The 12,094-nt window shown below is 69.7% G+C and carries 10 protein-coding genes; 6 read left to right on the top strand and 4 right to left on the bottom strand.

Annotated elements, in window-relative coordinates; all coding sequences use genetic code 11:
* Positions 1-34: 34 nt before the first annotated feature.
* Positions 35-3,427 carry a diguanylate cyclase gene (locus AC1DKV_RS04640; RefSeq protein WP_441612617.1) on the bottom strand — a complete coding sequence of 1,131 codons (3,393 nt, stop codon included), beginning with the start codon at positions 3,425-3,427 and terminating at the stop codon, positions 35-37.
* 561 nt (positions 3,428-3,988) lie between these two features.
* Between AC1DKV_RS04640 and AC1DKV_RS04635 the strand changes: the two genes are divergently transcribed.
* Positions 3,989-4,306 (top strand): hypothetical protein, encoded by a 318-nt coding sequence (locus tag AC1DKV_RS04635; protein ID WP_441612616.1) that lies wholly within the window; start codon positions 3,989-3,991, stop codon positions 4,304-4,306.
* Positions 4,307-4,547: 241 nt separating this feature from the next.
* A complete protein-coding gene (locus AC1DKV_RS04630) occupies positions 4,548-4,742 on the top strand; it encodes a hypothetical protein (protein WP_441612615.1) in 195 nt (64 codons plus the stop codon).
* A gap of 94 nt (positions 4,743-4,836) precedes the next feature.
* Here AC1DKV_RS04630 and AC1DKV_RS04625 read toward each other — a convergent pair whose 3' ends face one another.
* On the bottom strand, positions 4,837-5,910 hold the full coding sequence (locus AC1DKV_RS04625; RefSeq protein WP_441612730.1) for an acyltransferase family protein: 1,074 nt from the start codon (positions 5,908-5,910) through the stop codon (positions 4,837-4,839).
* Between the two features lie 334 nt (positions 5,911-6,244).
* Between AC1DKV_RS04625 and AC1DKV_RS04620 the strand changes: the two genes are divergently transcribed.
* Positions 6,245-6,703: a (2Fe-2S)-binding protein gene (locus AC1DKV_RS04620; RefSeq protein ID WP_441612614.1), complete on the top strand. Its 459-nt coding sequence runs from the start codon at positions 6,245-6,247 to the stop codon at positions 6,701-6,703.
* A 13-nt stretch (positions 6,704-6,716) separates the two neighbouring features.
* Complete coding sequence (locus AC1DKV_RS04615) at positions 6,717-8,975, top strand: xanthine dehydrogenase family protein molybdopterin-binding subunit (RefSeq protein WP_441612613.1); 2,259 nt, start codon at positions 6,717-6,719, stop codon at positions 8,973-8,975.
* A gap of 24 nt (positions 8,976-8,999) precedes the next feature.
* Here AC1DKV_RS04615 and AC1DKV_RS04610 read toward each other — a convergent pair whose 3' ends face one another.
* Positions 9,000-9,854 carry an anti-sigma factor family protein gene (locus AC1DKV_RS04610; protein WP_441612612.1) on the bottom strand — a complete coding sequence of 285 codons (855 nt, stop codon included), beginning with the start codon at positions 9,852-9,854 and terminating at the stop codon, positions 9,000-9,002.
* Positions 9,841-10,482 carry an RNA polymerase sigma factor gene (locus tag AC1DKV_RS04605; protein WP_441612611.1) on the bottom strand — a complete coding sequence of 214 codons (642 nt, stop codon included), beginning with the start codon at positions 10,480-10,482 and terminating at the stop codon, positions 9,841-9,843. Before AC1DKV_RS04605 ends, AC1DKV_RS04610 begins: the two co-directional genes overlap by 14 nt.
* A 204-nt stretch (positions 10,483-10,686) precedes the next feature.
* Here AC1DKV_RS04605 and AC1DKV_RS04600 point away from each other — a divergent pair, with 204 nt between their 5' ends.
* Entirely contained in the window at positions 10,687-11,571 is an 885-nt protein-coding gene (locus AC1DKV_RS04600) for a metallophosphoesterase family protein (RefSeq protein WP_441612610.1), read from the top strand.
* A 45-nt stretch (positions 11,572-11,616) separates the two neighbouring features.
* Complete coding sequence (locus tag AC1DKV_RS04595; protein WP_441612609.1) at positions 11,617-12,033, top strand: cupredoxin domain-containing protein; 417 nt, start codon at positions 11,617-11,619, stop codon at positions 12,031-12,033.
* Positions 12,034-12,094 lie beyond the last annotated feature (61 nt).

Below are 12,094 nucleotides of genomic sequence, written 5' to 3'. Positions count from 1 at the left end.
GTCAGCCATGAATTAGCCGCCAGTCAGCCGCCAGTCAGGCGTTATCGACCGGCAGCGTGCGGCAGCGCTCCAGGAAGTCTTCCAGCGGCATCGGCCGCCCGATCACGTAGCCCTGGGCGTAGTCCACGCCGATCGCGCGCAAGGTCTGCAGGGTCTGCTCGTCCTCCACGGATTCGGCTACCGTGAGCATGCCCAGCCGGTGCCCGATGTCGTTGATCGAGCTGACGATCTCGCGGTCGACCGCGCTGCCGGCGAGGTGGCGGATAAAGCTGCCGTCGATCTTGAGATAGTCCACCGGGAACTGCTTCAGGTACGAGAACGACGACAGGCCCGCGCCGAAGTCGTCCAGCGCCACGGTGCAGCCGGCGCTGCGCATCTCCGCCACCAGCCGGTTGGCCGCGGCCATGTTGTTGATCAGCGCGGTCTCGGTGATTTCCAGCTGGATGCGGCTGGCCGGCAGCACCGATTCGTGCAGCTCGGCATGCAGGAAGGGCAGCAGGAAGGGCTCGCCGAGCGAGTTGGCCGACAGGTTGATGGCCACCGTGAGCGCCGGCACGGCGGCCAGGCGCGCGCCGAACTCGCGCAGCACGTGGTGGATCACCCAGCGGTCCACGTGACCCATCAGGTCATAGCGCTCGGCGGCGGGGATGAAGGCGCCCGGCATCACCAGCTTGCCTTGCTCGTCCACCATGCGCACCAGGATCTCGATATGGCGGTCGGCATCCGCGGCCTCGTCGTCCTGCTGCAGCGCGCGGATTTCCTGCGCGAACAGGCGGAAGCGGTTGGCATCCAGCGCCGAGTGGATGCCCGCGGCCACCTGCAGCTCCTGGTGGTGGCGCTGCGCATCGCTTTCGTCGCGGCGGTACACCGAGACGCGGCTGCGCCCGGCCGCCTTGGCGGCATAGCAGGCCACGTCGGCGCGGCTCATCAGCTCGCCCACCGGCGGGGTCTCGTTGTCGATGGCGGTGATGCCGATGCTGGCGCCGACATCGTAGACGCGCCCTTCCCACGGGAAGCGCTGGCCGCGGATGGCATCGATGATCTTCTGGCAGACACGCTCGGCCTGGTCGACCGAGCAGTCCTTGAGCAGCAGCGCGAACTCGTCGCCGCCCAGGCGCGCCAGCACGTCGTCGGGGCGCACATGGTGGCGGATCACGTGCCCCAGCTCGCGCAGCAGCACGTCGCCGGCGGCATGCCCCGCGGTGTCGTTGACGATCTTGAAGCGGTCCAGGTCGATGAAGCACAGCGCGTGGTGCTGGTGCTGCATGCGCGCGGCCTCGCACGCCTCGCGCAGGCATTTCTCGAACCAGATGCGATTGGGCAGGCCGGTCAGCGCATCGTGCGAAGCCGAGTGCGCCAGCTCGCGCTGCAGCGCGCGCGCGCTGGTGATGTCCTGGAACACCAGCACCGCGCCGATTACCTCGCCCGTGGCGGTACGCACCGGCGCGGCGGAATCCTGCACGTCGTGGCGGTCGCCGGTCAGGCTCTGCAGCACGGCGCCGTCCTGCAGGTAGACCGGGCGCAGGGTCTGCAGGCACTGCTCCACCGGGCTCGGGATGGGCAGGTTGCTGTGCTCGTCGACGATACGGAAAATGAACTCGAGCGGCTGCCCGGCGGCGGCCTGCATGGTCCAGCCGGTGAGCTGCTCGGCGATCGGGTTCATGAACGTCACGGCCATGGCGGCATCGGTGCAGATCACCGCGTCGCCGATCGAGCGCAGCGTGATGTGCAGGCGTTCCTTTTCCTCGAACAGCGCCTCGGTCAGGTGGCGCTGCTCGGTGATATCCCAGTTGGTGCCGATCATGGACAGCGCGGTGCCGTCGTCCTGGCGCAGCACCATTGCCATGGCGCGGATATGGCGCACTTCGCCGTCGGTGCGCTGGATGCGGTATTCGGTATCGAAGGCGCGCGTGCCGCGCACCGCCTCGCGCATCTCGCTGCGCGCCTTGTCGACGTCTTCGGCATGCACCATGCCGATCCAGTGCTGGAGATCGGGCGCGCCGCCGGCGGGATCGCTGCCGTGCAATGCGTGCATGCGCGCATCCCAGGCGATCGCGCCGCTGGCGATGTTCCACTCCCAGATGCCCACGCGGCCGGCTTCCACCGCCAGTTGCGTGCGGCGCGTCAGCGCTTCGAGTTTTTCCTGCGCGGTCTTGCGATCGTCGATGTCTTCGACCTGCGAGATGAAGTGCTGCGGCGCGCCGGTATGCTCGTCGCGTACCAGCGATACCGCCAGCAGCGTCCAGCGGTAGCTGCCGTCCTTGTGGCGGAACCGCTTTTCGATGCGGTATGACTCGATCTGGCCGGCCAGCAGGCGCTCTACCTGGTGCAGGTCCGGGGCGAGGTCGTCGGGGTGCGTGATCAGCGGGAAGGGCAGGTCGAACAGCTCATTGCTCTCATAGCCGAACAGGTCGCAGATGGCGCGGTTGACCTGCAGCCAGCGACCGTCCAGGCCCACCAGCGCCATGCCGATGGCCGAATGCTCCATGGCCTGGCGAAAGCGCCGCTCGCTGCCGCGCAGTTCGCTGCGGTCCCGCCGGTTCTGCTCCAGCAGGAAGGCGATGCTGATCGGGAACAGCATGATCAGCGCGGTCGACAGTTGCACCGATTGCAGCAGGAATGGCTCGCCCGCGACCCGGCCAAGCGAGGCCGCGACCAGGCCCAGCACGACGGTGGCGGTGATCGCCAGCAGCGTGAGCAGCGCGGTGGCGAACGGGTTGGTCAGCAGCGCGGCCAGCACCAGCGGCAGCGCCATCACCACGAACGGCTCGTTGCTCTTGTACAGCGCCAGCATGCCTACCGTCAGGCTGAGCACCAGCAATGCGGCAAAGCGTCGCAGGCCGGCGCGGCCGAAGGTGTCCGCCACGCGCTCGCGCGTGACCGAGACCATCAGCGGCAGCAGCATCACCACGCCCATCGAGTCGGCGGTCCACCAGGTCCACCAGACGGCGGCGAAACCGCTGTTGTACGCGGTGGCGATGGTGGCCGCGCCGATGGTAGCGCCCACCGCCGGCCCCAGGGTGCTGGCCGCGCCCAGCGTCAGCGCGAAGCGCGCCAGCGGACCCGGCCGGCTCTGCGCCGCGCCCGCGGTCATGGTGCGCACCAGCCAGGCGGAGAAAACGATCTCGGCCACATTGCCCAGCGCGAGCGCCAGCGCGATCGCCGGCTGGTCGCCCATGGTCGCATTTGCCGCCACGCCCGCCACCAGCATGCCGGCAAGCAACCATGGCGCGTCGCGGCGGTGGTGGTGCAGCACCACGCCAAGCCCGAACGCGTTCGCCAGCCAGAGCATGGATACGTTGCCGGGATAGCGCGACACGGCGATGCCGGCCAGGGCAAGCAGGAAGAAGCCGAGGGCGGCCAGCGCCACGCGCTGCCAGCGCGGCCAGGAGGTGGGCAATGGGCGGACTTCCGATTCTGGCGTCATGTCTGCGGCTGCGGTCTGATCTAGGGGCTATGGCGGGGCTATGGCGGGGCAATGGCGGCTATTCGCGCAAGTTGCACGCGCGGCCCAGCCTAATCGGTCAATATAGCGGTCATCCGACGGCGGCACGAGCCGAGAAAAATGCCTGTGTCGCCGTTGTTCGGGCTAGCGCGCCCGGCTGATTTCATGTAGGCGACCGATGCGCCCATGGGGGTTCCATCGGCGCGCCGGCCCCCTTCGCCGCCCCGCAACCGGCCTCCGTGGCGGCTTGCGCGCCAGCGGGGCATGCCCCAGCGCGTGGCTGCCGGCTTCGGCTCGTGTCGTCCGAATCCTACAGGCGTTTCAGGCAATTCCCCGCTGAGGTGGGGGATGCCAGCACATATCGTAAAGGCGTTGGCCTGCAATGCCGGGCATTCCCCCGGCCAGGCTGGACTGCTCTGGCGCGGGCAAGCGCGGCCTGCGTGGCTGCCATGCCGGGTGTCAGTCCGTCCATGAACGATGCATCGCCATGACCATCGCCATGACCATCGCCATGACCATCGCTACCACCGCAAGGAGACCACCATGAAACGAGTCCTGATTCAAGGCGCCATCGTGCTGAGCGCCGCCGCCTTTGGCCTGCCGGCAATGGCCCAGCAAGCCCCGATCAACCAGCCCAACCCGAGCGCGCCGCCCACCGAAGGGCAGAACCAGTCTGACCGCAACATGGCCGGCGCTCAGATGGACAACAGCAGCGGCATGTCGAAGTCCGACGCCAAGTCCAAGGGCAAGAGCACCCACCGCGCCGACAAGCCGCGCCAGCAGGATGCCAATCGCGCGCCAAGCGCCGATGCGCCTTCGGGTCCGAAGGGCGACTCGCCCAGTCCGGCACCGAAGCAATAGGGCTTGCGCCGGGCCCGGGCCGGCAGCCGGTCAAGTACCGCGACTCCCTCTGCGTGCTGACCGCCGCCGCCGGCCATCCGCAACGCCCGCGGCGCGCGCAAGCGTGGCTCCCCGCCGATGCCCGACAAGATCCTGCATGGCCCGGAGCCGGGACTTGCGCTCGCCATCGCTCTCTCCATTCCCCGCTCACATTCCCCGCTCACCATTGCGCTCGCCATCCGGGCGCCAACCGAGACACGCCATGACCCAGGCCAGAGAACACCAGCCGGACCCCCGCAAGCCGCACCGCCCAGACCCGCATCCGGGCCGCGAGCACGAGCAGCGCGACCAGGATGACAAGCCAGGGCGCGACCTGCGCGACGAGAACGGCGAACCGCCATCGGCCAGGCGCCCCGGCAATCCCGACGCCAGCGAACCACCGGTGGAAGATTTCTGAGGGCTGCCGCGCAGTGCGCTGGCCACCATGGAACAAGCATCGATGAACAAGCAACAAGCAACAAGCGCAGGCGATGCGTCTCTATTTGCAGCGGTTAGCCGACCGCCCCAGCGAAGCGCCGCGCCAGGCGGCGGCCCGCCGCCATCGCTGGCTGCTCCACCCAGCGGTGCAGCAGCATGGCAAGGCCGAGCGCGAGCGCCGCGTCGATGGCGAAGCGCGCAAGCTGCCAGCCCATCTGCCCGGGTGCCAGCTCTGGCATCAGCCGCTTGACGGCCTCGATCACGGTCGGGTGCGTCAGGTAGAGCGCGTACGACAGCTCGCCCAGCCATACCAGCATGCGCGGCACGCGCAGCACGCCGGCATGCTCGGCCGCCACCGCGCCGAACAGGAGGGCGCCGGCCGGCAGGGCGCGCCCGCCCAGGCTGAATTCCGGCTCCACCAGCACCAGCGAGGCCGAGAATCCGGCCACCCCGAGCGCCAGCAACACCGTGGCCACGCCGCGCGTGAGGCGATGGCGCGTGCGCGCGTAGAGCCACGCGAGCGCGCAGCCCAGCGCGAACTCCAGCACCAGCGGGTTGGCGATCATCGACAGCCATGCCGAGGCGAACGGATAGGCATGGGCCGGATCGAGATCGACCGCGCCGAAGCGCCACCACGGCAGCGCCAGCGTGGTGACGGCGAACACGGCTGCCATCACCAGCAAGGCGCGCCGCCCGGCCAGCATCAGGCCCAGCGCGCACACCGCATAGAACGCCATCTCGTAATTGAGCGACCAGCCCACGTAGAGCGCGGGGTAGCCGAAGTAGGGCGCGTCCTGCGGCGCGCTCGGGATGAAGGCCAGCGAGGCGGCGAACAGGCCCGGGCTGACCGGGTTGAGCGTCAGCGCGTGCAATACCGACATGAACCAGTACGGCGGTGCCAGGCGGCACACGCGGCGGATCGCGAACGACAGCGTCGGTTCCGGCTGCGTGCGCGCCAGCACCGCCACCCAGGCGATGATGAAGCCGCTGATGACGAAGAACACATCCACCCCGACGTGGCCGCGCTTGATCACATTCTCGGTCAGCCAGCCTAGCAGCGGCGCATGCTCGCCGCCCAGGCGCAGGCCCGAGTGATACACCAGCACATAGGCCGCGGCCAGTCCGCGCAGGGCCTGGATGCTGTCCAGCCTGGCGGGGGCAGCGGCGACGGCGCGCGGCGCCCGCGCGCGCCGTCCGGCGGAAGCGGCAGGAAGCGACGGAAGGGCGGGCGGCTCGGGCACGGATCGGGATCGGGCGGATCTGGCGGGGGATAAGAAAGAGACGCCGGGCACCGCGCGAAGTTCGCCGCGCGCGCATCGCCAGGCCGGCGGCTGCCGGCCCGGTGCGCCGTACTGCACGTGCGCCCCCGTTTTGCACTATGCTCAGAAGGCTTTACGCGCCTGCCCCGGCGGCAGGCGCCGCGGACCGGCCGCGCCCGGCGCGCACCAGGCCAGGGCAAACAGACCCAAGGAGCTTCCCCTCATGACCACCCTAGATATCAACGGCAAGCCGTTGCAAGTCGACGTCGATCCGTCCACGCCGCTGCTGTGGGCACTGCGCGACAACCTCGGCATGACCGGCACCAAGTTCGGCTGCGGCATGGCCGCCTGCGGTGCGTGCACCGTGCATGTGAACGGCCAGCCCACGCGCAGTTGCGTGACCCCGGTGTCCGCCGCGCAGGGCGTACGCATCACTACCATCGAAGGCGTCACGGGCGACAAGGTCGGCCGTGCGGTGCTGGATGCCTGGATCAAGCATGACGTGGCGCAGTGCGGCTACTGCCAGAACGGGCAGGTCATGAGCGCGACGGGGCTGCTGCGCAACAAGAAGCACCCGACCGACGCCGACATCGACCAGGCCATGGCGGGCAACCTGTGCCGCTGCGGCACCTACCAGCGAATCCGCGCCGCCATCAAGGATGCGGCGCGCGCGCTGGCATAAGGAGAGCCACATCATGCGAATACAGAACCTGGAAGCACTTGCCGGCGGCAGCCGCCGGCAGGACCCGTCGGCACCCGCGCGCGCGGATGCCGCAGCCACATTCGACCGCCGCGATTTCCTCAAGCTCGCCGGCTTTGCCGGTGGCGGCCTGGCGCTCGGCTTGCTGCCCGTGCCGAATGCGCAGGCGCAGGAAGGCGGCGCGCCCAAGGCGCCGCCCTCGCCGCCGCAGGCCTTCGTGCTGATCGCGCCGGACAACACGGTCACGGTGGCGGTGAACCGGCTCGAGTTCGGCCAGGGCGTGCACACCGCGCTGCCCATGGCACTCGCCGAGGAGCTCGACGTGGACTGGCGCAATGTACGCGCCACGCTCGCGCCCGCCGGCGATGCCTACAAGGACCCCGGCTTCGGCATGCAGATGACCGGCGGCTCCACGGCGCTCAATCATTCCTTCCAGCAATACCGCGAACTCGGCGCGCGTGCCCGCGCCATGCTGGTGGCGGCCGCGGCGAAGCAGTGGCAGGTCGATCCCGCCAGCTGCCAGGTGGCGCAGGGCGTGGTGACTTCCGGCAGCCACCGCGCCACCTATGGGGAGCTGGCGCAGGCCGCCATGGCGCTGCCGGTGCCGCAGCAGGTGAAGCTCAAGGACCCCTCGCAGTTCAAGATCATCGGCAAGCCCACGCCGCGCCTGGACGCGCGCGGCAAGCTGGAGGCAACCACCGCCTTCGGCATCGACACCCGCCTCAAGGACATGGTGGTCGCCGTGGTGGCGCGCCCGCCGCGCTTCGGCGGCAAGGTGAAGTCCTTCAATGCCGACAAGGCGCGCGCAATCAAGGGCGTGGCCGACATCATGCTGGTGCCGGTGGACCGCGGCGGCACCGGCGTGGCGGTGGTCGCGGATGGCTACTGGCCGGCCAAGCAGGCTCGCGACGCGCTCGAGATTGTGTGGGAAGACGCGGGCTCCACCGTCTCCACCAAGGCCCTGTTCGCGCAGTACAAGGCGCTGGCCGCGCAGCCGGGCACGGTGGCGGTGCAGGCCGACCTGGGTGCCATGTCGGGCGCGGCGCGCACCATCGAGGCGGACTATGAGTTCCCCTACCTGGCGCACGCGCCGATGGAGCCGCTGAACTGCACCATGCAGGCCGAGGTGACGGGCAAGACGGTGCAGTCGGTCAAGGTCTGGGTCGGCTCGCAGTTCCAGACCGTGGACCAGGCCGCCATCGCGCGCGTGCTGGGCCTGAAGCTGGACAAGGTCACGCTCAATACCATGATGGCCGGCGGCGGCTTCGGCCGGCGCGCGGTGCCCACTTCCGATTACCTGGTCGAAGCCGCCAACGTGCTGCAGACCTGGGTCAAGAACGGCCATGACGAGCCGCTCAAGGTGATGTGGAGCCGCGAGGACGATATCCGCGGCGGCTACTACCGGCCGCTGCACGTGCACCGGGCCCGTATCGGCATCGATGCGAAGGGGCAGGTGCTGGGCTGGCAGCACACCGTGGTGGGCCAGTCCATCCTCAAGGGCACGCCGTTCGAGGCCTTCATGATCAAGGGTGGCGTGGACGCGACCATGACCGAAGGCATCGTCGAGAACGACTACGGTTTCCCGCTGCAGCTCTCGGTGCACCATCCGCAGGTGGACGTGCCGGTACTGTGGTGGCGCTCGGTCGGCAATACGCATACGGCCTTCGTCAAGGAGACGCTGGTCGACGAGATCGCAGTCAACGCGCGCCAGGATCCGGTGGCGTACCGGCTGTCGCGGCTGGACGCGGGCAAGCACGCGCGCCATCGCGCGGCGCTGCAGCTGGCGGTGCAGAAGTCCGGTTACGGCAAGCGCAAGTTGCCCAAGGGACAGGCCTGGGGCGTGGCCTTGCACGAGTCGTTCAACACCGTGGTGGCCTACGTGGTGGAAGTGTCGCTGGTGAAGAACCAGCCGCGCGTGCACCGCGTGACGGCTGGCGTGCATGCCAACCGCGTGGTCAACCCGATGTCCGCCGAGGCGCAGATCCAGGGCGCCTGCGTGTTCGGGCTGGCGATGATGCGGCCGGGCTTCGCCATCGAGATCGAGAATGGCGCGGTAAAGAACAGCAACTTCCCCGACTATCCGCCGCCGCGCATCACCGATGCGCCGGTGGTGGACGTGTTCTTCGTGCCGTCGGAGGACAACCCCACCGGCCTGGGCGAACCGGGTGTGCCGCCGATCGCCCCGGCGGTGGCCAACGCGCTGTTCACGCTCACCGGCAAGCGCCAGCGGCAACTGCCCTTCGTGCTGGCCTGAGCAGCGGGCAGGCGCGCGGCGCGCTCAGTGCGCGCCGTCGCCGCCGCCCGCGCGCCATGCCTGCGTGAAACGCAGCAGGTCTTCGGCGGAGGCATCGGTGATGGCGGCATAGCGCATGCCATCGCTGTCCCAGCGCGCAAGCTGGTAGCCCTGGTGCGCCTCGATCGCGGGCGCGGCGACGCTCGCGCTGCCCGCCTTGCCCTCTTTTTCCCCGTCTGCCAGCGGCACGACGAAGACATCGATCGGATGCTGGTTGCGGCGGTACACCAGCACCGCCACCGCGCGTCCGTGCACATAGTCCAGGCGGCCGCCCGTCAGCGGGAAACCCTGCGCGGCCAGGTCCCGGACCGGCGGCGCGTAGTCCAGCTTGCCGTTGAACCAGGGCTTGACCGTGTGGCGGTCCGAAGAAGCCACGTCGATGGCGTGGCCGGAGATCAGCGCGCGCACATGACTGGTGACCATCTCGCGCTCCACGGTCGGCTCGCCGGCGTCACGCAGCGCGAACTGCGCCATGCCGATGCCGAGCGCTGCCACGGTCACCGCCGCCATGGCGGCATTGGCGGCCGGGCCCCATGCAAAGTAGCGGCGCAGCGCCTGCCACCAGCCGGCGGGGGCGTGCCGGTCCCGTGGCAGCGCCGCGGCACTGTCGTTTTCCGCGGCTTCGTCCAGTGCCGCCTGCAGCCGGTGGCGCAGCGCGGGGCTGGCGCGGTGATAGGGCGCTTGCGCGCGCAGCGCGGTGCGCAGTTCGCGCAAGTGCGCCAGCTGCGCGCTGCAGGCGTCGCATTGCGCCAGGTGGCGTTCCACGGCGAGCGTATCGCTGACGCCGAGCTCTGCGTCGGCGCAGGCTTGCAGCAGCATCCTCGTGTCATTGCAGTCCATGGCCTGTCTCCCCGGCACCCAGCGGCGGCGCCACGTTCGTGCCCGTTGCGGTGGCGCGCTCCGCCTGCGCGCCGTGCGCCTGCCGGGCGCGCAGCGCCAGCACCGCGGCCGCCAGCAGCTTGCGCGCGCGCGCCAGGCGCGACATCACCGTGCCCAGCGGGATCTCGGCAATGGCGGCGATATCGCGGTAGGGCAGGTCCTCCAGTTCGCGCAGCACCAGTACCTCGCGGAAGGCCAGCGGCAGCTGTTCCAGCGCGAGGTGCAGCAGGCGCACATCCTCGGCGCGCAGCAGCCATTGCTCGGGGCTGTCGCCGTGGCCGTCCTGCCAGCCGGGCAGGGCATCGCCGTCGAAGTGCGCATCGTCGTAGCCGGCGCTGTCGCCCTGGCCGGGCTGCAGCCGCTTGCGCCACGCCGTGAACCAGGTGTTGCGCACGATCGCCAGCAGCCAGGCGCGCGGCTGGTCGCCGCGGAAACTGTCGAAAAAGCAGAACGCGCGCAGGCAGGCTTCCTGCACCACGTCGTCTGCCTCGGTGCTGCTGCCCGACAGCCAGCGCGCCAGGTTGTAGGCGGCGTCGAGATGCGGCAGCACGAGTTCGTCGAATCGGCGGCGTCGGTCGGCAGCGTTCACGTCACTCCTTTGGCCGGGCGCGCGGCGGGGCATCGTCCTGTCCCGTCGCGCCAAATCCGTATACCGAAGATGCGTCGAGTTTATTCCCGCTTTTCGCGCCCGGGGCAAAAAATAAAATCGGCCCGCGGCGGGAATAAAGGCGCGGAGGCGACGGTATGACAGGCATCCCCACAAGCCCCGCAATCAATCATGGAGGGTGCCGAAATGCAGCAACGATCATGGAAGCGGCGCGATTTTCTTGGCCTTGCCGCCTGCGCCGGCGGCGCGGTATTCGCGCAGGCCTTGCCCGGCTGGGCCGCCGGCCGCGACGAGACGTTTTACTTCGTGCAGTTGTCGGACGCGCACTGGGGCTTCCAGGGCCCGCCCAACCCCGACGCGCGCGGCACGCTGCCCAAGGCGGTGGCGGCGGTCAACGCGCTGCCGCAGCCACCGGATTTCCTGATGTTCACCGGCGACCTGACCCACACCACCGACGATCCCGCCGAGCGGCGCCGGCGCATGCGCGAGTTCAAGGCCATCGTCGCCGGGCTCAAGGTGCCGGTGGTGCATCTGATGCCGGGCGAGCACGATGCCAGCCTGGACGAAGGCGCCGCCTACCAGGAACTGTTCGGCCCCACGCACTATGTGTTCGACCACAAGGGCATGCATTTCATCGTGCTCGACAACGTCTCCGACCCGGCCGGCCGCGTCGGCGCCGCGCAGCTCGACTGGCTGGCCGCCGATCTCGGGCGCCAGCCGCGCGACGCGCGCATCGTGGTGTTCACCCACCGCCCGCTGTTCGATCTCTATCCCCAGTGGGACTGGGCCACGCGCGACGGGGCGCAGGTGATCGAGCGCCTGATGCCCTATCCCAACGTGACGGTGTTCTACGGCCATATTCACCAGGAGCATCACCACATGACGGGCCATATCGCCCATCACGCGGCGCGCTCGCTGATGTTCCCGCTGCCCCCGGCGGGCTCGCAGGCGCAGCGCCTGCCGGTGCCCTGGGACCCGGCCCAGCCATACAAGGGCCTGGGCTGGCGCGAGGTCCAGGCCGCGCGTGCCGGCGGCGAGTTCGGCATCGAGGAGAAACCCGTGGCGGCCTGAGCCGTCCCGACGTGCGTACGGCGCATTCATGCAAGGAGACTGGTCATGCAGGTATCGGCGAAGGAACGGGAACGCGCAGGGGAGCGAGCGAGGGAGCAGGCCGGGGAGGGGCTGAGCCGCCGGCGCGCGCTGTGCTGTCTGCTTGTGCTGGCGGGCAGCGCCCCGCTGCTGCGCAGCACGGCCGCCGCGCCGCGCGTGATCAAGGTGCACGCGCGCAAGTTTATCTTCACGCCGGACCGCATCGCGCTGCGCGCGGGCGAGCCGGTGGTGTTCGAACTGACCGCGCAGGATGTGGTGATGGGCTTCAGCGTGCCGGACCTGGGCGTGCGCGCCGACCTGCCGCCGGGCAAGGTGGTGCGGGTCTCTGCCACGCCGGCCAAGGCGGGCACGTTCGGCTTCCTGTGCGACATCTTCTGCGGCTCGGGGCACGAGACCATGAACGGCGTGATCGAGGTCACCTGAGCCCGGTTCTCCACGGGCAGGTGCGGCAATCGCGCGCGAGGCCGCCGCGCCGGACTTCCCG

The sequence above is a fragment of the Cupriavidus sp. 05T41 genome (assembly GCF_056396525.1).
This window is presented reverse-complemented; position numbering and strand designations above follow the sequence as displayed.

What these genes read in the sequence shown, in the direction of transcription:
- AC1DKV_RS04640 (WP_441612617.1), bottom strand. Translation starts at nt 3,427, where the DNA reads ATGACGCCAGAATCGGAAGTCCGCCCATTGCCCACCTCCTGGCCGCGC.
- AC1DKV_RS04635 (WP_441612616.1), top strand. Translation starts at nt 3,989, where the DNA reads ATGAAACGAGTCCTGATTCAAGGCGCCATCGTGCTGAGCGCCGCCGCC.
- AC1DKV_RS04630 (WP_441612615.1), top strand. Translation starts at nt 4,548, where the DNA reads ATGACCCAGGCCAGAGAACACCAGCCGGACCCCCGCAAGCCGCACCGC.
- AC1DKV_RS04620 (WP_441612614.1), top strand. Translation starts at nt 6,245, where the DNA reads ATGACCACCCTAGATATCAACGGCAAGCCGTTGCAAGTCGACGTCGAT.
- AC1DKV_RS04615 (WP_441612613.1), top strand. Translation starts at nt 6,717, where the DNA reads ATGCGAATACAGAACCTGGAAGCACTTGCCGGCGGCAGCCGCCGGCAG.
- AC1DKV_RS04610 (WP_441612612.1), bottom strand. Translation starts at nt 9,854, where the DNA reads ATGGACTGCAATGACACGAGGATGCTGCTGCAAGCCTGCGCCGACGCA.
- AC1DKV_RS04600 (WP_441612610.1), top strand. Translation starts at nt 10,687, where the DNA reads ATGCAGCAACGATCATGGAAGCGGCGCGATTTTCTTGGCCTTGCCGCC.
- AC1DKV_RS04595 (WP_441612609.1), top strand. Translation starts at nt 11,617, where the DNA reads ATGCAGGTATCGGCGAAGGAACGGGAACGCGCAGGGGAGCGAGCGAGG.